The following is a 23,848-nucleotide window of genomic DNA, read 5'->3' as shown; positions in this document are numbered from 1 at the left end:
GACGGCACAGTCAGCGAAGCGCCGCCGTGCGGTGGCGGAAGAGGAAGCGCTGCAGGGCGGACAGGCCGAGGTCCAGGACGATGGCCACGACGGCGACGAGCACCGCCCCGCCGAGCACCTGCACGAGGTCGCGCTGGGCGAGTCCGTCGAAGACGTAGCGGCCGAGGCCCCCGAAGGAGACGTACGCGGCGACGGTGGCCGTGGAGACCACCTGGATGAGCGCGAGCCGAAGGCCGGTCATGATCAGGGGGAGCGCGAGGGGCAACTCGACCTGGAAGAGGACTTGGTGGCCGCGCATGCCCTGCCCGCGTGCCGCGTCCTTCACGTCCGGGTCCACGGCCGTCATCCCGGCGTAGGTGTTCGTGACGATGGACGGGACCGCGAGGGCGACCAGCGCGATGTACACCGGCCACATCGACAGGCCGCTCGCGAGGAAGACCAGGACGACCAGGCCGACGGTCGGCAGGGCGCGGCCGAAGGAGGCGAGGTTGATGGCGAGGAACGCGCCCTTGCCGGTGTGGCCGATCAGCAGGCCCAGCGGGAGGCCGATCACGGCCGCGATGAGGGTCGCCAGGAGTGAGTACTGGAGGTGCTCGGCGAGGCGGTGGGCGATGCCGTCCGTGCCGGCCCACTGGGAGCCGCTGGTCAGCCACTTGCCGAGGTTCTTGAAGAGTTCGAACATCAGGCTCGCCGCCTCTTCCAGGGGGTCAGTACGTACTGGAGGGCGACCAGGGCCCCGTCCGCGACCACGGCCAGCAGCAGGGTCAGGACGACGCCGACGACGACCGGCGTCGGGAAGTCGCGCTGGAAGCCGTCGGTGAAGAGCTGGCCGAGGCCGCCGTCGCCGATGTAGGTCGCGACCGAGACGAGCGAGATCGACATGACGGTGGCGATGCGGACGCCGGCCATGATCACCGGGAGTGCGAGGGGGAGTTCGACGGTGAGGAGCGTGCGCAGGGGGCGCGTGCCCATCGCCTTCGCGGCTTCTTTCGTCTTCGCGGGGACCGAGTCGAGGCCCTCGACCGTGTTCCGCAGCAGCACGACCAGCGTGTAGACCGTCAGGCCGATCACGGTGGTGGTGCGGGTGAGGCCGCTGATCGGGAGCAGGAGGACGAAGATCGCGATCGACGGGATCGTGAACAGCACGTTCGACAGGCCGAGCAGGAAGCCCCGGAGCGGCCGGACGCGGTGGGCCACGACCGCCAGCGGGAGCGAGATCAGCAGGCCGAGGAGGACGGCGGTCATCGCGGCCTGGAGGTGCGAGAACGTGAGGCTGGTGAGGTCGTCGGTGTGGTCGCCTATCCACGACCAGTCGATGGTCATGCGGCGGCCGCCTCGGTCTCCGTGTGCGTCCGCGCTTCCGCGTGGGCCTGGCCCGCGTGGGTGTGGATGTCGTCGCGGGAGGAGACGCCGGTGAGGACGCCGGCCGCGTCGACGCGGGCGATCAGGCCGTTCGGGGAGGCGACGGACTCGTTGAGGGCGGCGAGGAGGGAGTCGCCGTCCGTCAGGGGTCGTACGGGTATCTCGGCATCCTTCGCCGCCCAGTGGAGGGGCTTGCGGGCCTCGTCCACGACCAGGGTCCAGGTGCCGCCCTCGGGGGCCGGGCCCTGCGGGACCTCGGCGAGGGTGGTCAGCGAGAGCAGCTTGAGGCCGCGCTCGGCGCCGAGGAAGTCGGCGACGAAGTCGTCGGCCGGGCGGGCGAGGAGTTCGGCGGGGGCCGCGCACTGGACGAGGTGGCCGCCGGTGCGGAAGATCGCGATGCGGTCGCCGAGCCGTACGGCTTCGTCGATGTCGTGCGTGACGAAGACGATGGTCTTGTTCAACTCCTTCTGCAGGCGCAGGAGTTCGTCCTGGAGCTGAGTGCGGACCACCGGGTCGACGGCGCCGAAGGGCTCGTCCATCAGGAGTACCGGCGGGTCGGCGGCGAGCGCGCGGGCCACGCCGACGCGCTGCTGCTGGCCGCCGGAGAGCTGGTGCGGGTACCGCTTCCCGGCGTCGGCGGCGAGCCCGACGGTCTCCAGGAGTTCGGCCGCGCGGGCCCTGGCCTTCTTCCGTCCGTGGCCCAGGAGCAGCGGCACGGTGGCGATGTTGTCGAGGACGGTGCGGTGCGGGAAGAGCCCCGACTGCTGGATGACGTACCCGATGGAGCGGCGCAGTTCGGCCGCGTCCTGCCGGGTGACGTCCTTGCCGCCGACCTTGATGACGCCCGAGGTCGGGTCGATCATCCGGTTGATCATCCGAAGGGTGGTCGTCTTGCCGCAACCGGAGGAACCGACCAGTACGGTGACCCCGCCTTCCGGCATCTCCAGGGAGAGGTCGTGAACTGCTGTCGTGCCGTTGGGGAAGCGTTTGTGGACCGCGTCGAACTGGATCATGAGTTGTCCCTTGCCCGGCTGTATAACGTCATGCAGAGTTCTCGGTGTCTGAATAGTTTGTCAATGTCTCCGCGTTAATCCGAGGTAACGGATGACCGGCAGGCAAGATCGAGTGTCCTGATTGAGGGGAGTTCGTCACCTTATGTCGTCTCAGATCGTGGACGCCCCCGATGTGGCGCTGTCCGGAGGCACCGATCTGGTCGTCCTCGACGGGGTCGGCTTCGGGGTCACCGACGTCGTACGCCTCGCCGACGGGGACGCCCGCCCGGTCCCCGGCACCGACGCGATGAAGCGCGCGACCGAGTCCTGGGACGCGGCCCGCCAGATCGCCGCGACCGGCCGCGTCTACGGCCGCTCGACCGGCGTCGGCGCCAACCGGAACGAGGACGTACCCACGGAGGCGGCCGCCGAACACGGCCTGCGGCTCCTCCGCAGCCACGCGGGCGCGATCGGCGACGAACTCCCGGCGCGGGAGGTCCGCGCGATGCTCGCGGTCCGGGCGAACCAGTTGCTGGCCGGGGGTGCGGGACTACGGCCCACGGTCGTCACGGCGCTGTGCGAGGCGCTGGAGAACGGCGTGTATCCGGTCGTCAACGAGTTCGGGTCGGTGGGGACGGGGGACATCGCGGCGCTGGCACAGGTGGGGTTGGCGTTGGTGGGGGAGCATCCTTGGCGGAGCGTCTTCGGCGGTCCCGGTCTTGTGGGCGTTCCCGAGCCCCAGCCCCTCGACAACAACGACGCGCTCGCGCTCATCAGCAGCAACGCCCTCACCCTCGGCCAGTCCGCTCTCGCGCTGCACGAGTTGCGGGGACTGATCGGGGCGACCCAGGTCGTCGGGGCGCTCTCGCTGCTCGCTGTCGACGGGTCGCACGAGCCGTATGCCGCGCCGGTGCATGCCGCTCGGCCGCATCGCGGGTCGGTCGAAGTCGCGCGGCGGATGCGGGAGTTGATCGGGGCCGCCGACCGGCCCACTCCTCCGCTGGGGCGGATTCAGGACCCGTACGGGTTCCGGTGTCTGCCGCAGATCCATGGGCCCGCGCATGACGCGGCGGACGCGTTGGAGGCGGTGCTCGCGATCGAGATCAACGCCGCCGCCGAGAACCCCTTCATCTCCGCCGAGGACATGACCGCCTACCACCACGGCGGCTTCTACCAGGCCCAACTCGTCCTCGCCCTGGACCACTTCAGGCTCGCGCTCACCCAGGTCGCCCGGCTGTCGACGTCCCGGCTCTCCTCGCTGAACGAGCCCGCGTTCACCCGCCTCAAGCCGTTCCTCGCGGACAACGAGGCCGCCTCCTCCGGCGTGATGATCCTGGAGTACGCCGCTGCCGCCGCCCTCGGCGACCTGCGCGCGTTCTCGGCTCCCGCCTCGCTCGGCCACGCTGTACTCTCCCGGGGCGTCGAGGAACAGGCCAGCTTCGCCTCGCTCGCCGCACGTCAGACACTGCGCGCCTGCCGCGCGTACCGTCTCGTCGTCGGCTGCGAACTGGTCGCCGCCGTACGGGCGTTGCGCCAGCGCGACCTGCGGCCCGACCCGGAACTCCCGGTCGGCCGCGCGCTGGAGCTGGCCGAATCGGTGCTCGACGACGAGACGGCGGACCGGCCGCTCACGGACGATGTGACGGCGGCGGCGGGACTGCTGGACCGGTTCACCGAGATCTGGAGGGGGAGCACGTCATGAGCGTGGACGGGAGTGGGGACAGGAGTGTGGACAGGAGTGGGGACGGGATGGTGGAGGGGAGCGCTGATGCGGGCGTGGACTCGGCCGTGGACAGGAGCGCGGGTGTGACCGACAGCCCGGCCGCACGGCTGCAGGCGCTCTTCGAGGGGCACCGGCTCACGCCCACCCAGCGGCGCATCGCGCACAGCATGGTGCGCCGCGCCGCCGACGTGCCGTTCCTCTCCAGCGTCGAACTCGCCGAACTCGCCGGCGTCAGCCAGCCCTCCGTGACCCGCTTCGCGGTCGCCCTCGGCTTCGACGGCTACCCGGCGCTGCGCAAACACCTCCGCGAGGTCGCGCCCTCGGAGTCGGCCCCGGACACGGCGTCGTACAACGAGTACCAGCAGGCCGTAGAGGCCGAGATCGAGAACCTGAAGCACCTCGCCGAGATACTGGCCGACCCCCGCCCGGTCGCGAAGGCCGGCCGCCTGCTCGCCGCCTCGCGCCCGCTGCCCGTCCTCGGCCTGCGCGCGGCGGCCTCCCAGGCGTACGGCTTCGCGTACTTCGCCGCCAAGGTCCATCCGGACGTACGGCTGCTCAACGAGGGCGGCACGATGATCCACGACCGGATCGACGCGGCCGTCCGGGCCGGCGCCACCACCCTGCTCTGCTTCGCGCTGCCCCGGCACCCGCGCGAGGTCGTCGACACCCTGGCGTACGCGAGGGAGGCGGGCCTGACCGTCGTCACCGTCGCGGACTCGGCGTTCGCCCCCGTCGCCAAGGTCTCCGACCTGCTGATCCCGGCCGCCGTCGGCACCGGCCTCGCCTTCGACACGGCCTGCGCGCCGATGCTGCTGGGCCGGGTGCTGCTGGAGGCGATGTGCGACGACCTGCCGGACGCGCAGGCGAGGCTGGAGGAGTTCGACGCGCGGGCGGCGGCGCGGGGGCTGTTCGTGGAGTGAGACACCCTGTCCCCTCCGGTGTCTGCCTGTCTCCTCCGGTGTCTTCCCGTCCCTTCCGGTGTCTTCTCAGACTCGTCTCACGTTCGCTCACTAGTCTCCCGGCCGGACAGAACTGTGCCGGCACGACCAGGAGGCGGGACGTGGCACGCGGAGATCGCAGAGTCCAGGGGCTGGCCCGAGTGGCAGTCGTCGTACGGGCCGGAGCGGCCCCGATGTGGTGGTTCGGGGTGCTGGCGGCGGGTGTCGGGGTGCTGCTGCCCGGTGTCACGGGGCGCCGGATCGGGGTGATGGCCGGGGCCGCGCTGTTCATTCTCGCGGCGTTCGTGGTGTCGTACGCGCGTCGCAGGCGCTACACCGCGCTGGCCCGCGGCGCCGCCCGGGCCGGGAAGCACGACGTGCTCCAGGACCGCGCGGTGAGCACCCGGAACTGGCGCCGCGCCCACCGCTGGTGGCTCGTCCTCGCCTTCGCCCTCGCGCTGGCCAGCGGGTTCGCCGTGCCCGCGGCGGGCGGCATGCTGCTCGCCGGTGCCGGTACCGGGCTGCGCCTGAAAGCCGCCTGGCTGGGCCGCCGCGAGCGCGCCGACGACGCCCTGCTGTGGATCCGCGTGGACTGGCTGGACAAGCGCGACGGCGCCCCCGCCGGCAAGCCGGTCAAGGGCTACCGCTCCACCGGCATCGCCGCGGGCGACGCGACCCCGGGCGGGGCGCGCCGCCGCAGCGACGTCTTCGCGTAGCCGGGGTTCTAGACCTCCAGGTCCGCCTCGATCTTCTTCAACTGGTGCCTGGCCATCGCCAGGTTGGCGCGGCCGGCGTCCAGCACCAGGTAGAGGAAGAGGCCGTTGCCACCGCGCCCCTTGAGCAGGCGGATCAGGTGGTACTGGCTGGACAGGGTGATCAGGATGTCCTCGATCTCGCCCTTCAGGCCGAGGTGTTCCATCGTGCGCAGCTTGGAGCGCACGACGTCGGTGTTCCCGGCGGCGGCGACGCCGAGGTCGAAGGTCTTGCTGCCGCCCATCGTGCCGAGCGCCATACCGCTGGTGTAGTCGACGAGCGCGACCCCGGTCGCGCCCTCGATGGAGGTCAGCGCCTCTTTGAGGGAGGTTTCGGTGTTGGCCATGACAGTGCTCCTTTGGTTCCGTTCAACTTTCCGTGGTGGTACGCGCGTTGGTGCCTGTGGTGGTGCGTGGTGCGCGCGCTGTTCTCGTTCGTGCGGTGGTGGTTTTCGGGGGCGCCTTGGCGGGCGGCGCCGGGTCGGCCTGCTCTTCGGCCACGGCGGCTACGGCGGCTTCGGCCTCTGCCGCGGCCGCCGCGCCGGCGTCGACCAGTTCCCCGATCCGGGCCCCCGCGCGGCGGCCCTCCAGCAGCAGCCGGCCGACGTGGACGCGGTCCTGGGCGAGCACGGTCAGCACGGCGCCGCGGCCCGCCGCGTAGGTCGCGACATAGCCGTAGACCCCGCGCACGATCAGCTCGCGGAAGTCGCCCTGCCCGGTCGCGTCCGCCATCCGTACGGCCACGCCGAGCGCCGTCACGGTGAGCGCGGCCACCCGCTCCGGCTCGACGCCCGGGGTGTCCTGCGCCAGGACGAGACCGTCGACGCCCGTCGCCAGCGCCCCGGTCAGCTGGGGCACGCGGGCTCTCAACCGGCGCAGTTCATCGAGGATCTCTGCCTCGGAGGCCATCGGCTCTCTCCTCTCGGCGCGTGCTCGCTGCCACTCAAAGGGCCTCCAGCGCATCTCTGAGCCTCTTCAGCAAGGTGATGTCGGGATCGGTGACGTCGGGCAGGGGAGCGGCGGCGGGCGCGGGCGGGCGGGGCGACACGAGCCCCGCCGACACCAGCCGCCGGACGTCCAGCAGCGTGGGGTACGCCCGCCGCCCCAGCGCCCGCGCGATGTCCGGCGCCGTGCGGACGCCGTCCACCCGCGCCAGCACCGCCGCCTGCCGGGCGGTGACCGGCGGGGGCGCGACGGGGTCGGCCCGCACCAGCGGCGCGCCGTCCGTCGCCGCGTCCGGCCACACCCGGTGCAGCAGATCGCGGCGGCGCAGCGTCTCGCGCTCCAGTGCGGCCACCGGAACCGGCCGCACACCTCCGAGCGGATGTGTGACGCCGTAGCGGAACCGGCCCGGGGTGCTGCTCGGCGCGAGCACGAAGTACGCCGCGTCGTACAGCGCCCCGAGATGGCACAGTTCCAGCGCGCCGGGGCTCAACTGGCCGCTGTCCAGCAGCAGTCGGGTCGTGGCGTGCCGGTCGTCGGTCGCTCTGGCCGCGGCCTCCCAGGCCTCGGTGCGCAGGGTGCCGTGCGCGGTGAGGAGGAGGTCGAGGCCGGGGGCGGACGGGCTCTCGGCGTGCACGACGTGGCCGTCGACGAGGTGCAGGCTGCCGCGCTCGCGGACGAGGACACCGGTGGCCTTCTCGGCGGCGAGCCGGGTCAGCATCGGCGAGACACCGCCCCAACCCCGTTCGCCGGCCGCTGCCTTGGCCCGCACGGGCAGCCGGGGCGGCGGGGTGGTGGGCGTGGCCTTGACCGCGGTCATCCCAGCACCAGCCGTCCGGCCATCTCGCCGAGCCGGATCCGGGCCAGCGCGAGGTTGCCCTCCGCGCGGGTCAGCCACAGATGCAGGAACACACTGCTGTCGAACGACGTCCGAACGAACCGCAGCACGTGATAGCTGTCCCGGTTGCTGACGATCAGATCCTCCAGCGGAGGATCGTCGGCCGTCTCACCGTCCTCCCCGACGGACGCGAACGCCCGGTGCTCCGCCGCGAGCCGCGCCAACTCGGCGGCCTCGGCGGCACTGGCCTCCTGGTCACCCCCGGGCGACTCCCCTACGACGCCCAGGGCAAGCCCGCTCGTCCAGTCGACCAGCGCGGCGCCCCGGGCACCGGGCAGTCGCATGGCCTCCAGTAAGCACTCGTCGATTCCGGGCACCGTGGCTCCCCTCCCGCCTGCGGTTCGGCTGAGTGACGACGAAGCTACGCACCGTGTGGCCGAGGGGTGATGGATCTGGCATTTTCCGGTGGAACATGCCCCCGAGTGACTAAGGTGGGTCAACTGACCCCGTCTTCACACGAGTTGCATGGGTCAGTTGAACCCTGCTCGCACGGGCGTGCGTCAACGGCTCCCGGGCGCCCGCAGGGTGGTGAGCGCGGCGGCGTGCGCCCCGCCGGATTCGGCCACGATCTCCGCGACCGTCTGCGGCTTGCGCACCGTCGCGAACGACACGCCCCCGGAGCCGTCCCGCACGAAGCCGTAAATGCCCGGCCGGGCAAGGGAGTTGTAGGCGTAGTGCGCCGCGAAGTAGTACGCCCCGGTGTCCAGCGCCGCCGCGTAGTCACCCTGCTCCAGCAAGGGCAGCGCCTGCCCCTCGGCCAGCAGATCCCCCGCGAAGCACGCGGGCCCGGCGACGTCCTGCACCACGTCCGCCCCCGACTTGGGCCGCCCCTTCCCGTCGTAGGCGGCGATCCGCAGCGGCCACGACTGCGGCGCGTACACCGTCCGCGTCGCCACCTGCACGCCCGCGTGCGTGATCGCGATCGGTCGCCCGCCGGCGCTCTTCGCGTACTCGACCCGGGCCACCACCGTGCCCTGCTTGGCCAGCATCGACCGCCCGAACTCGGTCACCAGCCCGTACCGCCCGTCGAACAGCCCCGGCACCGCCTCCCGCAGCAGCCGCGCGTACTGCGCGTAGGTCGGGGTCGTCGCGTCCGAACCGAAGTTCACCCCCAGGCCGCCGCCGATGTCGAGCGTGTCGATCTGCGGCCGCCCGAGCCGCGCGTTGATCTCCTCCGCCAGCTGGTACGTCTCCGCCACTCCTTGCGCCAGCAGCGACAGCGGGATGCCCTGCGACCCGGTGTGCGCGTGCAGCCGGGTCAGCCACGGCCGCTCCGCGAACGCCCGCACCACCCACTCCCGCGCCCCCTCGTCCCGCAGCGCCACCCCGAACTTCGAGGTCGCCGTCGCCGTGGACAGCGCGGCGATCGACCCGCCGCCGATCTGCGGATTGACCCGGATCCCGAGCGGGGAGTGGCTGGTCGCGGACCGCATGAGCGCGTCGATGCGCTCCAGCTCCTGCGGATTGTCGGCGTTCACGGCGATCCCCAGCGCCAGCGCCTCCCGCAGCTCCGCCGGTGTCTTCGCGGGCGCGTCCAGCACCGTCCGCTCCGGCCGTACGCCAGCCGCCCGCGCGAGGGCCAGCTCACCCGGGCTCGCCACCTCCGCGCCGATGCCCTCCTCGTGCAGCAGCCGCAGCACCGGCACGAGCGGACTCGCCTTCACGGCGAACGCGTGCAGCACGGGCGTCCCGGGCGCCGTCACCGCGTCGAACGCCGCGCGGAGCGCCGCCGCGGACTCCCGGATACCGGTGACGTCCAGCAGCGCGGCGATGGGGGCACCGGGCCCCAGCAGCCCCTGCTCCACGGCGGCCCGGACGGCGTCGTCCCGGCGGGCGGTGTGTTCGGCGCCGGGATCGATGCCGAGATCCATGCCGGGATCGGTGCCGTCCGTGTGACCCTGGTTTCCGTCGTTCACTGGAGCCCCCGTCATGTCGTCGCCCATGGTCGGTACATCCGGCCAAACACTCAGAGCCTGCCCACAGAGACGCCCCCATGTATTGACTAGTTCTATTCACGAAGACAGGATGTGAATAGCAACAGTAAAAACGTGTAGCGCAGATCCGCTGAGAGCAGTCCGCTAGGAGGCAGACCATGTCAGGACCCCGCCCCGTACGAGCACCCCGCGGTACGGAACTGAGCGCCCTGGGATGGCAGCAGGAAGCCGCCCTGCGGATGCTGCAGAACAACCTGGACCCCGAGGTCGCCGAACACCCCGACAAGCTCGTCGTCTACGGCGGCACCGGCAAGGCCGCCCGCGACTGGCGCTCCTTCGACGCCATGGTCCGCACGCTGCGCACCCTCAAGCAGGACGAGACGATGCTCGTCCAGTCCGGCCGCCCCGTCGGCGTGATGCAGACCCACGAGTGGGCCCCGCGCGTCCTCATCGCCAACTCCAACCTCGTCGGCGACTGGGCGAACTGGGAGGAGTTCCGCCGCCTGGAGGCCCTCGGCCTGACCATGTACGGCCAGATGACCGCCGGTTCCTGGATCTACATCGGCACCCAGGGCATCCTCCAGGGCACCTACGAGACCTTCTCCGCCGTGGCCGCGAAGAAGTTCGACGGCACCCTCGCCGGAACCATCACCCTCACCGCCGGCCTCGGCGGCATGGGCGGCGCCCAGCCCCTCGCGGTCACCATGAACGACGGCGTCGCGATCTGTATCGACGTCGACCCGCGTGCCATCGAACGCCGCATCGAGCACCGCTACCTCGACGTCAAGGCCGACAACCTGCGCCATGCGTTGGAGCTGGCCGTCGAGGCCCGCGACGCTCGCCGCCCGCTCTCCATCGGCCTCCTCGGCAACGCGGCCGAGCTGCTGCCGCAGATGCTGGCCGAGGGCGCCCCCATCGACATCGTGACCGACCAGACCTCGGCCCACGACCCCCTCGCCTACCTGCCGGTGGGCATGGCCTTCGAGGACATGGCCGACGAGGCCGCCAAGGACCCGGCGGGCTTCACCACCCGCGCCCGTGAGTCCATGGCGAAGCACGTCGAGGCGATGGTCGGCTTCATGGACGCCGGCGCCGAGGTCTTCGACTACGGCAACTCGATCCGCGGCGAGGCCCAACTCGCCGGGTACGAGCGGGCGTTCGCCTTCCCCGGCTTCGTCCCCGCCTACATTCGCCCCCTCTTCTCCGAGGGCAAGGGCCCCTTCCGCTGGGCCGCCCTGTCCGGCGAGGCCTCCGACATCCACAAGACCGACAAGGCGATCCTCGACCTCTTCCCGGAGAACGAGTCCCTCCACCGCTGGATCAAGCTGGCCGGCGAGCGCGTCCACTTCCAGGGCCTCCCGGCCCGCATCTGCTGGCTCGGCTACGGCGAACGCGACAAGGCCGGCGAGCGCTTCAACGACATGGTGGCCTCCGGCGAGCTGGCGGCCCCGCTGGTCATCGGCCGCGACCACCTCGACTGCGGCTCCGTCGCCTCCCCGTACCGCGAGACCGAGGCCATGCTCGACGGCTCCGACGCGATCGCCGACTGGCCCCTGCTGAACGCGATGGTCAACGTGGCATCGGGCGCCTCCTGGGTCTCCATCCACCACGGCGGCGGCGTGGGCATGGGCCGCTCCATCCACGCCGGCCAGGTGACGGTCGCCGACGGCACGCCCCTCGCCGGCGAGAAGATCCGCCGCGTCCTCACCAACGACCCCGGCATGGGCGTCATCCGTCACGTCGACGCCGGCTACGACATCGCGGAACGGGTCGCGGACGAGCGGGGCGTGCGGGTGCCGATGCGCGAGGGTGGAGACGCGTGACCCTTCCGGGAGATGAGCGGGGCGGCAACTCCTCGGTGGGAGTGGGCCCTTCGTCGCCGGGTGCGGGTCCGACCGTGTCCGACGACGAAGGACCCGCCCTGCGGAACGACTGCCCACGGTCCGAGCGGCCCGCAAGCCACAACGCGCCCTCCTTCCACGAGATGTGGCGCGAGCTGCGTCCCATCGGGCGGCACGCCGACTCCGGTGGGTATCGACGGTTCGCCTGGACCGGCGCCGACACCGAGTGCCGGGCCTGGTTCGAGGCGCAGGCCAAGTCGCGCGGGCTGGCCTACGAGCTCGACCGCAACGGCAACCAGTGGGCCTGGCTCGGTGACCCCGCCGCCGGGGACGCCGTCGTCACCGGGTCGCACCTCGACTCGGTACCCGATGGCGGGGCCTTCGACGGACCCCTCGGGGTCGTGTCGTCCTTCGCCGCGCTCGACGAACTGCGGGGAAGGGGAGCGGAGTTCACCAGGCCGCTCGCCATCGTGAACTTCGGGGACGAGGAGGGCGCCCGCTTCGGGCTCGCCTGTGTCGGGTCGCGCCTGACCTCCGGGCAGCTCACCGTCGAGCAGGCGCACCGGCTGACCGACGGCGACGGGCTCACGCTGCCGCAGGCCATGACGGCGGCCGGTTACGACGCCGACGCCATCGGTCCCGACCCCGAACGGCTCGCCCGTATCGGCGCGTTCGTCGAACTCCACGTCGAACAGGGCCGCGCCCTCGACCTCTCCGGCGACCGGGTCGGTATCGCCAGCGCCATCTGGCCGCACGGGCGGTGGCGGTTCGACTTCCGGGGCGAGGCCAACCACGCCGGTACGACGAGGCTGGTGGACCGGCGGGACCCCATGCTGTCGTACGCCGAGACCGTGCTCGCCGCCCGCCGCGAGGCCCAACTCGCGGGCGCCGTCGCCACGTTCGGGAAGATCGCCGTAGAACCGAACGGCGTCAACGCCATCCCCTCCCTGGTGCGCGGCTGGCTCGACTCCCGCGCCGCCGACCAGCGGACCCTCGACACCGTGGTCACCGGCGTCGAGAAGGCGGCCCGTGAGTACGCGGAGGCGCACGGCGTCGACCTGGACATCGTCCGGGAGTCCTTCACCCCGGTCGTCGAGTTCGACCACGTCCTGCGCGACGAACTCGCCCGGGTCCTGGGGAAGGCGAACGGCGAGGACACGCACCTGACCGTCCCCGTCCTCGGCACCGGTGCCGGACACGACGCCGGAATCCTCTCCGGGAGCATCCCGACCGCCATGCTGTTCGTGCGCAACCCCACGGGCGTCTCGCACTCCCCGGCCGAGTTCGCGGCTGAGGACGACTGCGTGGCCGGGGTGACCGCACTCGCCGACGTACTGGAAGGGCTGGCCTGCAGGTGACGCACCCCACCACGCGGACGTACTGGCTGGAACACGCCTGGCTCGACACCAACGTCGAGCCGGGCGTCGCCCTGGAGGTGAGGGACGGGCGAATTGCATCCGTCCGCACCGGAGTCGACACCCCACCCCCCGGCGCCGAGCCCCTCCGAGGCCTCACCCTCCCCGGGCTGGCCAACGCCCACAGCCACGCCTTCCACCGCGCCCTGCGCGGCACCGTCCAGGTCGGCTCCGGCACCTTCTGGACCTGGCGGGAGGTCATGTACTCCTTCGCCGACCAGCTCACCCCGGACACCTACCACGCACTGGCCCGCGCGGTGTACGCCGAGATGGCACTGGCCGGGATCACGGCGGTCGGCGAGTTCCACTACGTGCACCACGCCCACGGCGGCACCCCGTACGCCGACCCCAACGCCATGGGCGAGGCCCTCGTCGCCGCCGCCTCCGAAGCCGGTATCCGCATCACCCTCCTCGACACCGCCTACCTCTCCTCCGGCTTCGGACAGCCCCCCAACCGCCACCAGCTCCGCTTCTCCGACGGAAGCGCGGACGCCTGGGCCGAACGCTGTTCACTTCTCAAGGAACGGGATCACGCGAGGATCGGTGCCGCCATCCACTCCGTACGGGCCGTGCCCGCACGGGAGTTGGCGACGGTGGCGAGGTGGGCCGAGGAGCGGCGGGCCCCGCTCCACGTCCACCTCTCCGAGCAGACCGCCGAGAACGACGCCTGCCGCACGGCCCACGACTGCACGCCGACCCAACTCCTCGCCGACCACGGGGTGTTGGGCCCCCGCACCACCGGCGTCCACAACACGCACCTCACGGACGAGGACATCGCGCTGCTGGGACGTTCGGGCACCGGTACCTGCATGTGCCCGACGACGGAACGGGACCTGGCCGACGGCATCGGCCCGGCGGTCGCCCTCCAACGGGCCGGCTCCCCTCTCTCCCTGGGCTCGGACAGTCACGCGGTGATCGACCTACTGGAGGAGGCCCGAGCGATGGAGCTGAACGAGCGCCTGCGCACCCGCACGAGGGGTCACTGGACGGCGGCGGCCCTGCTCCGGGCAGCGTCGGCGGACGGCCACGCGGCGCTGGGCTGGGACGAAGCGGGCACCCTCGAACCGGGCGCCCTCGCCGACTTCACGACGATCTCACTCGACTCGGTCAGAACGGCGGGGCCGGTGCCCAGGCTCGGCGCCGAGACGGCCGTATTCGCGGCGACGGCAGCGGACGTACGGCACACGGTCGTGGGCGGCCGGCACGTCGTACGCGACGGGACGCACGCGCTCGTACCGGACGTACCGCAGGCGCTGGCCGCAGCCGTCGAAGCCCTGCGCGCGTAGAGCCGACCGCCGCCCCCCGCACCCACGAGGACACAATGAGCAGCACCAGCAGCACCAGCAGCACCGTCATCACCAACATCGCCACGCTGGTCACCAATGACCCCTCCCTCGGTGACAGATCTCCCCTCGGTCTGATCCAGGACGCGGCCGTCGTCATCGACGGCGACCGCATCGCGTGGACCGGTGAAACAAGCAAAGCACCCGCCACTGACAATCGGGTCGACGCCGGTGGACGGGCGGTCCTGCCCGGCTTCGTGGACTCCCACTCGCACCTCGTCTTCGCGGGCGACCGCACGCAGGAGTTCAACGCGCGGATGTCCGGGCGGGCGTACAGCGCGGGCGGCATCCGTACGACGGTCGCGGCGACGCGCGCGGCGAGCGACGCGGAACTGGAGGCGAACCTCACCCGTTACCTGACCGAGGCCCTCCGCCAGGGCACCACCACCTTCGAGACGAAGTCCGGCTACGGCCTGACGGTCGCCGACGAGTCCCGCGCCCTCCGCATCGCCGCCGCGCACACGGACGAGGTGACGTACCTCGGCGCGCACATCGTCTCGCCCGACTACGCCGACGACCCCGCCGCCTACGTGTCCCTGGTCACCGGCGAGATGCTCAACGCCTGCGCCCCGCACGCCCGTTGGATCGACGTGTTCTGCGAGAAGGGCGCGTTCGACGGCGACCAGGCGCGGGCGATCCTGACGGCGGGGCGGGCGAAGGGCCTGCACCCGCGCATCCACGCCAACCAGCTCTCCTACGGCCCGGGCGTCCAACTCGCCGTAGAACTGGACGCGGCGAGCGCGGACCACTGCACGCACCTCACGGACGCGGACGTGGACGCACTGGCGAGCGGCGCGACGGTCGCGACGCTGCTCCCCGGCGCGGAGTTCTCGACGCGCGCGCAATGGCCGGACGCGCGCCGCCTCCTGGACGCGGGCGCCACAGTCGCGCTCTCGACCGACTGCAACCCGGGTTCGTCCTTCACGTCCTCCGTCCCCTTCTGCATCGCGCTGGCAGTACGGGACATGGGGATGACGCCGGACGAGGCGGTGTGGGCGGCCACGGCGGGCGGCGCGGCGGCGTTGCGACGGGACGACGTAGGGCGGGTTGCGGTGGGCGCGCGTGCGGACCTGATCCTGCTGGACGCGCCCAGCCACGTGCACCTGGCCTATCGGCCGGGAGTGCCGTTGGTGACTGAGGTGTGGCGACGGGGAACGCGAGCGGTTGCTGGAAGCCGGGGCTAAATCTAACCATTGTCAGGCACTGTGACTGGTTAGAAAAGACCCCAGCGTCCAGAGGGTGCAGGTTTGCGTCGGCCGGTTCTGAACCTTTAAGGATCTTCGGGCACTCGGGCGGACATACTCCACGCATGGCCTTCTACATACTCGCGGGCATGCTGATGGCCCTTGTCCTGACGGACTGGACCATCGCGTTCTCCAGCAAGCGCCGGGGCAGTTGGGCCTTCTGGGAGGACTGGACCTGCTTCGTCTACGGCCCGCTCTTCGTCCTCCTCAACCTGGCGCTGGCGGCGGACATGTGGTGGTTCCAGACGGACTGGTCGCCAAGGGCGCGTCTCGACTTCGCCATCGGCGGGCCGGTACTGGCCGTGTGGATCGGCTTCCGTTGGTTCCGCTACTCCCGGGTGCGGCTGCTTGCGCTTGTGAGGGGAGAGCGTGGCAACGGCGGGGCGGGTGGGGGAGAGGAACCGGAAGCGAGTGTCCGGTAGCGGAAGCGGCTGGTACCGCGGCGACTGTCACGTGCACTCGGTGTGCTCGCACGGCGGTGAGCTGACACCGGAATATCTTGCCGACGAGGCCCGTGCGGCGGGGTTGGACTTCCTGGCGGCGACCGAGCACAACAACGCGGACACGCACGGCACTTGGGGCCGGTATGCCAGTGACGATCTCCTGGTGGTTCTGGGGCAGGAGGTCACCACCCGGACCGGCCACTGGCTCGCGCTGGGCGTTCGGCCCGGGCAGGTCGTCGACTGGCGGTACGGCGTTCGGGACGAGGCGGTTGGCCGGCATCTCGACGAAGTCCATCGCGGCGGCGGGTTGTGCGTGGCGGCTCATCCGCACGCGCCGTACGACTCGGGCACGTTCCTGTACCCGTATGAAGGGTTCGACGTGGTGGAGGTCTGGAACGGGCCATGGAGTTCGGACCTGCCCTGGCAGGCGGACAATGAGGCGGCGTTGGCGGAGTGGGGGCGGGGGCTTGACGTGGACATCCGGCGGCAGGGCGGGTGGCGGCCGGCGATGGGGAACAGCGACGCGCATCTGTCGGGCCAGATCGGTGTTCCGCATACGGTCGTGCGGGCCGAGGAGTTGAGTACGGATGCGGTGCTCGCCGGGATACGTGCCGGGCGGAGTTGGATCGCTGAGTCTGCCGCCGTGGAGTTGTCGTTCACGGTGTCCGGTGGTGCGCAACGGGTGGGGATCGGCGGGCAGTTGGAGCACCGCGATGAACCGGCGGTGGCTCGGGTGCGCGTGACTGGCGTGCCTTCAGGGGTGGTCAGTTTTCACACTGGGCGGGGGAAGACCTACGTTGCTTCGTTGCCGGGCACGGGAGTGGGCGAGGTGGAGTGGCACGTCGACGCGATGGACTCGGCGTTCGTCCGGGTCGAGGTGCGGCACCCCGGAGGGGGCATGGCGGCTCTGAGCAACCCGATCATTCTGGGTTGAGGTACTGGCCTGACTTGATGCCGTGTATCAGGTGGGCCAACGGGGCGCGGGCGGTGGTGAGTTCCCCGTCGGGGGTGACGCTCTCGCGGAGGTGGAGGGTGGTGGGGGTGGCGGCGAGTTCGACGCAGGTGTCGCCGTCGCTGCCGTCGGAGAAGGTGGACTTCTGCCAGTGCCTGGGCTGGGGCATGTGGGGTCTCACGGTTCCTTCTGCCAGGGGGCCGCTGGTCAGCCGAGTGTGAATCGGCCTGACTTGATGCCGCGTATGAGGTGGGCCAACGGGGCGGTGCTGGTGGTGAGTTCGGTGGTGGGGGTGTCGCTTTCGCGGAGGTGGAGAGTGGTGGGGGTAGCGGCGAGTTCGACGCAGGTGTTGCCTTCGCCGCCACCCGAGAAGGTGGACTTCTGCCAGTGCAGGGCATGGGTCATGGCGCGTCTCACAGCTCCTTCACCAAACGGTGGATGAGGTCTCGTGACGCCGAGGGGTCCAGCGACGCCGCTTGTACCCTACGGAAGAGTGTTCGGAGTCGATTCAACTCCGCCTGCGCATCGATGAACACCGTTCCGGTGGGAGCGTCGAGGAGCCCTGTATCCAGTCGGGATAGTGGGCCACCCATGTACATCAGAGAGGCGTCGGCACCGCCAAAGCCGTCCTGGTCGGTCGGGATGACACGCACGGTGGCGTGTCCCTGGTCGATCTCGGCCAGGATGCGGCGGAGTTGAGCGGTGGATGCCTGGCGGTCGGCCACGCGGATACGCAGGGCGAACTCGTGGATGATCGTCTCGTACGGGGTCGGGTTGTCGCCCTCGATGACGGCTCGCCGTTTCATCCGGTGGTCCACGCGGGGCGCCAGCTCACTCTCCGGCAGTTCCGGGCGCATGTACCCGAAGACCGCCCGCGCGTAGTCCGGTGTCTGGAGCAGCCCGGGGACGTGCGTGATGACGACCTCCCGCAGAAACTTCGCATGGTGCTCCGCCTCGGCCACGTCCAGGTTCACCTGGGGCAGGACTCCCTTGTACTCGTCCCACCACCCGCGTGTGCGCTCGGTCGCCATCGCCACGAGGGCCTCGATCAACTCCTCGTCCGCGCAGGCGCAGTGAGCCGCCAACCTGCGTAGGCGCTCCTCGCTGATCGCTGAACTCCCGGCTTCGATCTGGCTCATGTGCGCCGAACTCGACCCGAGGAGCCCGGCGATCTCTTTGGCCGGCTTGCCTGCGGCCTCCCGCAGTTTGCGCAACTCGGAACCCAGTCGCACGTGTCGGGCGGTGGGCTGGCTCCGCATGGTCATCCGAGTAACTGCCTCTCTGGGACTCCTCGTTCGGGGTCAGATTACGCGAGGCGGTTGCGAGGGTATGAATTTACACCCTACTGTCGGTGATGCGACGTACACGCTGCGGAAGCGCACCGCTTCGTCCTGCCATGACGGCTGCGGCAATGCCACCGCCCGCGCCCATCAACCACCTCACCTCACTCGGAGCTGCCCCATGCCCGAAACCGAGCCCGAACCCTGGGAGTACTCCCTCTCCGTCCCGCACGATCGCCGTGCCGTGACCGTCTGTCGCCGCACCCTGCGCCTGGTCCTCACCGTGCACGGCCTCATCCGGGTCGTGGACGCCGCCGAGCTTCTCGCGACGGAGCTGGTGGCCAACGCCGTACTGCACACCGAGGGGCCGGTGATGCTCCGGGTGCGGTGGTCGGCGGGGGTGTTGCGGGTCGGGGCGTGGGACGCGGATCCCGAACCCCCTGAACCGCCGGGGCAGTTGGCGAACCTGTTGGACGCCGAGGCAGGGAGAGGGCTGGCGCTGGTGCGGGTCTGCGCCGACTCCTGGGGGTGGCAGCCGTTGTCGAGGAACGGGCAGCGCGGCAAGTACGTGTGGTGTGACCTGGACGCCGCCTAGATCGTTGATCACCCCGAATAGATCGGACAGAAAGGAGAGTTGATGGTCAGCTCGTCGCACGAGGCGCTGCACCGGATCTTCCAGAAGGATCCCGCGCTCCTCACCCGCGCCCTGCAGAGCGTGTTACGCATCCCCTTCCCCGAACCACGTGAGTTCGCCGCCATGAACGTGGACCTCACCGAGATCGAACCGGTCGAGAAACGCGTGGACACGCTGCTCCGGGCGGAGACCGACGACGGGGCCTACCTCCTGGTCGTCGAATCACAGGGCAAGCCGGACGACAGGAAACGCGGCAGCTGGCCGTACTACCTCAGCTACCTGCACGAGAAGTACCGCTGCGAACCCGTGCTCATCGTCATCACCCAGAACAGCGCTACGGCCCGCTGGGCGGCGGAACCCATCCATCTCGGGGTGCGCGGGTGCCCCTCGCTGACGGTGCGCCCCTTCGTCCTCGGCCCGGACAACGTGCCGGTGATCGTGGACGAGCGCGAGGCCGAACGGGACGTACCCCTTGCGGTGCTTTCCGCCATGACACATGGCCGTGGCCCGCAGGCCGCCGCCATACTGGAAAACCTGGCCACCGCCCTGCGGACCATCGACCCGGACAGCGCCGCGGTCTTCGTGCAGTTCGTCGACTCATGCCTGGCAGACCGCCAGGCCCAGCAGATGTGGAGGGACCTGATGACGGCGATCCAGTACTTCTGGCGACACCCGCTGGCGGAGCAGGTACGAGGTGAAGGCAGGGAGGAAGGCCGAGAGGAGGGGCGCGCCGAGGGGTGGGCGGCTGCCATTCTGCGTACCTTCCAGCGGCGTCAGATCGACGTCCCCGACCCCGTCCGCGACCGCATCCTCGCCTCCACCGACCTGGACGAACTCGGCACCTGGTTCGACCGCTCCCACGAGGTCGCCGACGCGGGGGAGTTGTTCACCGAGGGGCCCTGAAGCAGAGGGTTGATCCGCCGGGCATCACCCCGTCGTCCCCCCGCCCGGCGGACGCTCGCTCCACCGCCCCGTCCAGATGCGTGATGACCGCCGGTACGTCCCCGCTCTCGGTCCCCCGGATCAGCTCCAGCGCCGGTCGGACGAGAAGGCCCGGCCGCGCGATCAACCGCGCCAGTACCGCAGCCCGCACGTCAAGCCGCTCGATCGCGGCCGCGCGTTCCACCTCGCTCTGCCCGGCCAGCAGCACCGCGTTGTACCAAGCCTCCTGCCGGGACTGGACGACGCTGAAGTCCAGGATCTCCTCGTCCGTGCGGCCCCCGACCTTGTCCAGCAGGGACAGGAGGGGAGATACGGCCCCCACCGAGTCCTCCAGCACCAGCACCACCCGCGCGAGGATGTCGTTGATCAGCAGGAAGTCGTGCCGCAGCGCCTGGATGTCCTTGCCGGGATCGGTCCCCGCGGCGGCGACGGCCAGGTCGAGGTTGATATGCGCGTTCACGCCGAGGATCAGGTGCTGGACGATGACCGTGTCGGCGTCGTCGAGCAGCCCGAACGTCTCGCGCCAGCAGCGCGGCCCGCTCCGGTCGCGGCGCCAGGCGTCGTACGCGTCGAAGTAACGGTTGCCGAAGAGCGTGTCGAAACGGTCCATCCGAGGGCCGTCCTCGAACTGCCCCTCGTGGATGGCCTTACGGATCTCGACGGTCACCTGTCGGTACAGGGCCGCGAAATACCCGATCCGGTCACCGGCGTGGATCGCCTCCCGCACGATCCCCGCAAGCCCGTCCACGACCTCGTCGATGTTCTGCGCCTGTGCCTGTGCAGCCATGCCCAACTCCCCTTTGGCGGAGCCACAGTTCGGACCACTCAGTCTCACCGGAAATGACAGCTCCGGTACGGCTCACATCCTCACCCGGCCGACGGGGCCCCGCTTCACCCCGCCCGCCACCGCTGCTCCGCGCCCCCGCTCAGCGGCACCAGCGACACACCCTCCTCGCCGCCCGGCGCCATCCCCGTCAAGATCGCGATCGCCGGGCGGATCACCCCGTCCGCGTCCACCGTGAACCGCAGATTGTCGCCGTGGCTCCCGTCCACCGAATCGCACTCCCAGATGCCGACGCCCTTGTCCACGGACCCCCGGCTGTCCAGGCACAGGTCGGAGTCGGCGGACGACTGCACCACCCCGCGCGCGGCGTCGACGCGCCACAGCTGGGTGTCGGACGAGGTGCAGGGGGCCGTGATCACATCCGTGCCCTCCGTCAGGTCGCCGTCGCGGATGTCCAGGCACCGGCCCGTGGAGACGTTCACGACCTGCGCGTAGGTGCCGTCGGGCGCGTGCGTGGCAGGGGACGGGGAGGGCGTCGGGCTCGCCGATCGCGTCGGCTTCGAACTCCTCGTCGGAGACGGTGACTTGGCAGGGGACACCGATGGCGTCACCGGGACCGTCGCCGTCACCGTCACCTCGGACGGACCGGACGGAATCGCCACCGTGCCCGCCGCCGCACCCGGATGCGACGTCGCCCCACCCGGCCGCAGCAGAAAGAACAGCAGGGGCACCAACGTCACCCCCAGCGCCGCCGACGCCAGCACCAGCCGACGCGAAGGTGCCCAACTCGCCGGATTCCCAAGGGCGTTGCTCCTCGTCTCCTCGCGACCCCGCACCGCGTACGACGTCCCCGCCCACGCCAACAACCCCTCCGCCAGCGTCGCCCGCGGAGCGTCCCGCAGCGCCGTCAGTTCCTCGTACGCGCCCGTGCAGTGGACGCACTGCGCCATGTGCGCGTGCAGGTCGGCGCTGTCGCGGGGGTTGTCGGGGCGTACCGACTCCTCGATCAGACGCCGGAAGTCACCACAGCGCGGGTCGTCGGAGGCGGCCAGACGGGACTTCAGACAGGCCTGGGCCATGGACTGGAGAGCCGGTCCGGTGCCGTGGACGACGTCCTCACGGGTGAGGCCGAGGAAGGAGGCGGTCACGGTTTCCGGTTCCCGGTCGACGATGCCGTACCAGACCAGGCCCTGTGTCCGGGAGGGGAGCGAGAGGAACGCCGCGAGCATGGAAGGTGCCGGGTCCGTCGTGTTCAGGAGCAGGAGGAGGCCGGCGTCCAGGCCGGTCGAGCGGTCGTCCCGGGACCACGACGCGGCCACCCGCCCTGTCAGCAGCAGGAGTTGGTGCCGCCAGGGGACGGACGGGTCCACGCCGCGTGCCGTCTCGCGGGCCGCGAGGGTGAACGCCTGGGCCGCCAACTGCCGGGCCGCCGGCTCGCTCGTCGTGCACAGGCGGGCGTAGGAGAGCACGGACGGCTGGTGCCGGGAGCGGAGTTCCTGCAGGGCCGTGTAGACCGTGGACGTGTCGGCGCGGAGTAACTCCGTGAGCCGGGCGTCGGACGCTCCGGGTGTGCCGTCGTCCTTCTCGGAGCGAACCATTCACCCGCCTCCTCGCGCCCGTCCTGACGTACCAGCCGGTTTGTCGGGTGACCATAGTGGTGGAAGGCGACCGGCGGGGAAAGAGGTTTCTGTGAGTAACCCCGGGGGCGGTACGGGAGCGTCCGGGAACGCCTGAGCGCGGCGCACACACGCGCGCCGCGCTCAGTACAGGCGATACGGGCATACAGCCAAGGGAGGTCTACTCCTCGACCGTAAGCCCCTTCCGCAGCCGCACCAGTGTCCGCGACAGCAGCCGCGACACATGCATCTGCGAGATGCCCAGCTCGTCGCCGATCTCCGACTGCGTCATGTTGGCGACGAAGCGCAGGGAGAGGATCTGCCGGTCCCGGGACGGGAGTTCGGCGATCAGCGGCTTCAACGACTCGACGTACTCGATGCCTTCGAGCCCGTGGTCCTCGTAGCCGATACGGTCCGCGAGCGCGCCCTCGGAGTCGTCCTCCTCCGGCTGCGCGTCAAGTGAGCTGGCCGTGTAGGCATTTGACGCCGCCATGCCCTCGACGACCTCCTCCTTGGAGATCTTCAGGCGCGCCGCCAACTCGCCCACGGTGGGGGCGCGGTCGAGTTGCTGGGCCAGTTCGTCGCCGGCCTTGGCCAGGTCGAGCCGGAGTTCCTGCAGTCGGCGCGGGACGCGCACGGACCACGAGGTGTCGCGGAAGAAGCGCTTGATCTCACCCATGATGGTGGGCATCGCGAAGGTGGGGAACTCGACGCCGCGACTCAGCTCGAAGCGGTCGATCGCCTTGATCAGGCCGATGGTGCCGACCTGGATGATGTCCTCCATCGGTTCGCTGCGCGAGCGGAACCGGGAGGCGGCGAACTTGACCAGCGCGAGGTTGAGTTCGACGAGCGTGTTGCGGACGTACGAGTACTCGTGCGTGCCTTCTTCGAGCGATTCCAGCCGCTCGAAGAGGGTCTTGGAGAGCGCCCGTGCGTCGACGGCGCCGATCTCGTCGTACGGGGGGATCTCGGGGAGCCCCTCGATGGGATTGGGATCCAGTTGTGCCGGTGGGGGTGTCGACGTCGCTGTCGGGGTAGGCGATGCGTCGAGCCGGGGTGACATGGCGTCCTCCATCGTTCTCGGCATATGGCTGCCGAAGCCGGTGCGTGCACTGCGGAGTGCGGCGCCTCCAAAGCCGGTCGTGTCGGTCGGTCGGTCGTATCGACAGTCGGGGCGAGGGCCGGTCGGTGGCCGGTACTTGTCCGTCGTGTCGAATGTCCAAATACTTGTCTCTACTAGCCCTACCCGTTTTCCGGAGCTCGCCGCAAGTGCGCTGTGTATCCATATGTCCACTTGTGGGCGGTTGTTCGGGTGTCGGAGAGTGTGAGGAAGGCGTAGTGTTCCAGGGCGAACGTCAACAGCCACGACCTCGGGAGAGAGAGACGGCATGGACCGCGGGACGGTCGGCAGCGCACAGTCTGGCCGGCTTCTGGTCGAGGTGCGGAAACAGGGCCTCAGCGCTGTCGTGACACCGGCGGGTGAGTTGGATCACCACACCGCCGATCTGTTGCGCGAGCCGCTGGAGGACCTGCTCGCCCATGGGTACGCACGGCTCGTCGTGGACTGCTCACGGCTGGAGTTCTGCGACTCCACGGGCCTGAACGTGCTGCTCGGCGCGCGCCTGAAGGCGGAAGCCGCGGGTGGCGGGGTGCACCTCGCGGGGATGAAGCCCGCGGTGGCGCGCGTGTTCGAGATCACCGGGGCGGAAGCGGTCTTCACCGTCCACGACACCCTTGGGGCCGCCCTCGCCGACGAGTCCGGCTGAGTCCCGTTCTCCCCCGTGCGACCGGCGGATTCCCCGTGCCTCGTCTT

26 protein-coding genes are annotated in these 23,848 nt (G+C 70.7%); 12 read left to right on the top strand and 14 right to left on the bottom strand.

Annotated features, from left to right (window positions below):
- Positions 1-10: 10 nt before the first annotated feature.
- From OG407_RS21860 to OG407_RS21850, 3 genes are read right to left on the bottom strand one after another with little or no spacing between them, the layout of a single operon-like run.
- Complete coding sequence (locus tag OG407_RS21860) at positions 11-682, bottom strand: ABC transporter permease (RefSeq protein ID WP_405860416.1); 672 nt, start codon at positions 680-682, stop codon at positions 11-13.
- The gene (locus tag OG407_RS21855) at positions 682-1,323 is read right to left on the bottom strand and encodes an ABC transporter permease (protein ID WP_405860414.1); all 642 of its coding nucleotides are present in this window, start codon (positions 1,321-1,323) and stop codon (positions 682-684) included. The genes OG407_RS21860 and OG407_RS21855 overlap by 1 nt, the downstream gene beginning before the upstream one ends.
- The gene (locus OG407_RS21850; protein ID WP_405860412.1) at positions 1,320-2,375 is read right to left on the bottom strand and encodes an ABC transporter ATP-binding protein; all 1,056 of its coding nucleotides are present in this window, start codon (positions 2,373-2,375) and stop codon (positions 1,320-1,322) included. Before OG407_RS21850 ends, OG407_RS21855 begins: the two co-directional genes overlap by 4 nt.
- Before the next feature lie 142 nt (positions 2,376-2,517).
- On the opposite strand from OG407_RS21850, the gene OG407_RS21845 reads away from it, so the two are divergent.
- From OG407_RS21845 to OG407_RS21835, 3 genes are all read left to right on the top strand, one after another.
- A complete protein-coding gene (locus OG407_RS21845; RefSeq protein ID WP_405860410.1) occupies positions 2,518-4,056 on the top strand; it encodes an aromatic amino acid ammonia-lyase in 1,539 nt (512 codons plus the stop codon).
- Positions 4,057-4,103: 47 nt separating this feature from the next.
- On the top strand, positions 4,104-4,997 hold the full coding sequence (locus OG407_RS21840; protein WP_405860408.1) for a MurR/RpiR family transcriptional regulator: 894 nt from the start codon (positions 4,104-4,106) through the stop codon (positions 4,995-4,997).
- 140 nt (positions 4,998-5,137) lie between these two features.
- On the top strand, positions 5,138-5,731 hold the full coding sequence (locus OG407_RS21835; RefSeq protein ID WP_405860406.1) for a hypothetical protein: 594 nt from the start codon (positions 5,138-5,140) through the stop codon (positions 5,729-5,731).
- 8 nt (positions 5,732-5,739) lie between these two features.
- Here the strand turns inward: OG407_RS21835 and OG407_RS21830 are convergent, their stop codons facing one another.
- The 5 genes from OG407_RS21830 to OG407_RS21810 form a co-directional block, all read right to left on the bottom strand.
- Positions 5,740-6,114 (bottom strand): hypothetical protein, encoded by a 375-nt coding sequence (locus tag OG407_RS21830; protein WP_033284364.1) that lies wholly within the window; start codon positions 6,112-6,114, stop codon positions 5,740-5,742.
- A gap of 22 nt (positions 6,115-6,136) precedes the next feature.
- Positions 6,137-6,676 (bottom strand): roadblock/LC7 domain-containing protein, encoded by a 540-nt coding sequence (locus OG407_RS21825; RefSeq protein ID WP_405860404.1) that lies wholly within the window; start codon positions 6,674-6,676, stop codon positions 6,137-6,139.
- Positions 6,677-6,710: 34 nt separating this feature from the next.
- Positions 6,711-7,529: a transcriptional regulator gene (locus OG407_RS21820; protein ID WP_405860402.1), complete on the bottom strand. Its 819-nt coding sequence runs from the start codon at positions 7,527-7,529 to the stop codon at positions 6,711-6,713.
- The gene (locus OG407_RS21815; protein WP_405860400.1) at positions 7,526-7,924 is read right to left on the bottom strand and encodes a hypothetical protein; all 399 of its coding nucleotides are present in this window, start codon (positions 7,922-7,924) and stop codon (positions 7,526-7,528) included. The genes OG407_RS21820 and OG407_RS21815 overlap by 4 nt, the downstream gene beginning before the upstream one ends.
- Positions 7,925-8,107: 183 nt before the next feature.
- Positions 8,108-9,538: a diaminopimelate decarboxylase gene (locus OG407_RS21810; RefSeq protein WP_405860398.1), complete on the bottom strand. Its 1,431-nt coding sequence runs from the start codon at positions 9,536-9,538 to the stop codon at positions 8,108-8,110.
- 161 nt (positions 9,539-9,699) lie between these two features.
- Here OG407_RS21810 and hutU point away from each other — a divergent pair, with 161 nt between their 5' ends.
- From hutU to OG407_RS21780, 6 genes are all read left to right on the top strand, one after another.
- Positions 9,700-11,364, top strand: coding sequence for a urocanate hydratase (hutU, locus tag OG407_RS21805; protein WP_405860396.1), 1,665 nt, complete (start codon positions 9,700-9,702; stop codon positions 11,362-11,364).
- 161 nt (positions 11,365-11,525) lie between these two features.
- A complete protein-coding gene (locus OG407_RS21800; RefSeq protein ID WP_405868531.1) occupies positions 11,526-12,740 on the top strand; it encodes an allantoate amidohydrolase in 1,215 nt (404 codons plus the stop codon).
- On the top strand, positions 12,737-14,083 hold the full coding sequence (locus OG407_RS21795; protein WP_405860394.1) for a formimidoylglutamate deiminase: 1,347 nt from the start codon (positions 12,737-12,739) through the stop codon (positions 14,081-14,083). Before OG407_RS21800 ends, OG407_RS21795 begins: the two co-directional genes overlap by 4 nt.
- A gap of 35 nt (positions 14,084-14,118) precedes the next feature.
- A complete protein-coding gene (gene hutI / locus OG407_RS21790; protein WP_405860392.1) occupies positions 14,119-15,324 on the top strand; it encodes an imidazolonepropionase in 1,206 nt (401 codons plus the stop codon).
- 125 nt (positions 15,325-15,449) lie between these two features.
- Positions 15,450-15,806, top strand: a complete 357-nt coding sequence (locus OG407_RS21785; protein ID WP_405860390.1) for a hypothetical protein — start codon at positions 15,450-15,452, stop codon at positions 15,804-15,806.
- The gene (locus OG407_RS21780) at positions 15,796-16,761 is read left to right on the top strand and encodes a CehA/McbA family metallohydrolase (protein WP_405860388.1); all 966 of its coding nucleotides are present in this window, start codon (positions 15,796-15,798) and stop codon (positions 16,759-16,761) included. The genes OG407_RS21785 and OG407_RS21780 overlap by 11 nt, the downstream gene beginning before the upstream one ends.
- Here OG407_RS21780 and OG407_RS21775 read toward each other — a convergent pair.
- From OG407_RS21775 to OG407_RS21765, 3 genes are read right to left on the bottom strand one after another with little or no spacing between them, the layout of a single operon-like run.
- Positions 16,748-16,948: a DUF397 domain-containing protein gene (locus OG407_RS21775; RefSeq protein ID WP_405860386.1), complete on the bottom strand. Its 201-nt coding sequence runs from the start codon at positions 16,946-16,948 to the stop codon at positions 16,748-16,750. The two genes, OG407_RS21780 and OG407_RS21775, sit on opposite strands and share 14 nt — an antisense overlap.
- A gap of 38 nt (positions 16,949-16,986) precedes the next feature.
- Positions 16,987-17,184: a DUF397 domain-containing protein gene (locus OG407_RS21770; protein WP_405860384.1), complete on the bottom strand. Its 198-nt coding sequence runs from the start codon at positions 17,182-17,184 to the stop codon at positions 16,987-16,989.
- Between the two features lie 8 nt (positions 17,185-17,192).
- Positions 17,193-18,044, bottom strand: coding sequence for a helix-turn-helix domain-containing protein (locus OG407_RS21765; RefSeq protein ID WP_405860382.1), 852 nt, complete (start codon positions 18,042-18,044; stop codon positions 17,193-17,195).
- A gap of 196 nt (positions 18,045-18,240) precedes the next feature.
- Between OG407_RS21765 and OG407_RS21760 the strand changes: the two genes are divergently transcribed.
- Both OG407_RS21760 and OG407_RS21755 read left to right on the top strand, forming a co-directional pair.
- Positions 18,241-18,654 (top strand): ATP-binding protein, encoded by a 414-nt coding sequence (locus OG407_RS21760; RefSeq protein ID WP_405860380.1) that lies wholly within the window; start codon positions 18,241-18,243, stop codon positions 18,652-18,654.
- Between the two features lie 42 nt (positions 18,655-18,696).
- Positions 18,697-19,596, top strand: a complete 900-nt coding sequence (locus OG407_RS21755; protein WP_405860378.1) for a hypothetical protein — start codon at positions 18,697-18,699, stop codon at positions 19,594-19,596.
- On the opposite strand, the gene OG407_RS21750 is transcribed toward OG407_RS21755, so the two are convergent.
- The 3 genes from OG407_RS21750 to OG407_RS21740 form a co-directional block, all read right to left on the bottom strand.
- Positions 19,580-20,422: a DUF5995 family protein gene (locus OG407_RS21750; protein ID WP_405860376.1), complete on the bottom strand. Its 843-nt coding sequence runs from the start codon at positions 20,420-20,422 to the stop codon at positions 19,580-19,582. The two genes, OG407_RS21755 and OG407_RS21750, sit on opposite strands and share 17 nt — an antisense overlap.
- 104 nt (positions 20,423-20,526) lie before the next feature.
- Positions 20,527-22,017, bottom strand: coding sequence for a ricin-type beta-trefoil lectin domain protein (locus OG407_RS21745; protein ID WP_405860374.1), 1,491 nt, complete (start codon positions 22,015-22,017; stop codon positions 20,527-20,529).
- Positions 22,018-22,216: 199 nt separating this feature from the next.
- Positions 22,217-23,098 carry an RNA polymerase sigma factor SigF gene (locus tag OG407_RS21740; RefSeq protein WP_329350575.1) on the bottom strand — a complete coding sequence of 294 codons (882 nt, stop codon included), beginning with the start codon at positions 23,096-23,098 and terminating at the stop codon, positions 22,217-22,219.
- A gap of 325 nt (positions 23,099-23,423) precedes the next feature.
- On the opposite strand from OG407_RS21740, the gene OG407_RS21735 reads away from it, so the two are divergent.
- Complete coding sequence (locus OG407_RS21735) at positions 23,424-23,801, top strand: STAS domain-containing protein (protein ID WP_033284379.1); 378 nt, start codon at positions 23,424-23,426, stop codon at positions 23,799-23,801.
- The last annotated feature ends 47 nt before the right edge of the window (positions 23,802-23,848 follow it).

The sequence above is a fragment of the Streptomyces sp. NBC_01515 genome, from assembly GCF_045040345.1.
Taxonomy (GTDB): domain Bacteria; phylum Actinomycetota; class Actinomycetes; order Streptomycetales; family Streptomycetaceae; genus Streptomyces.
This window is presented reverse-complemented; position numbering and strand designations above follow the sequence as displayed.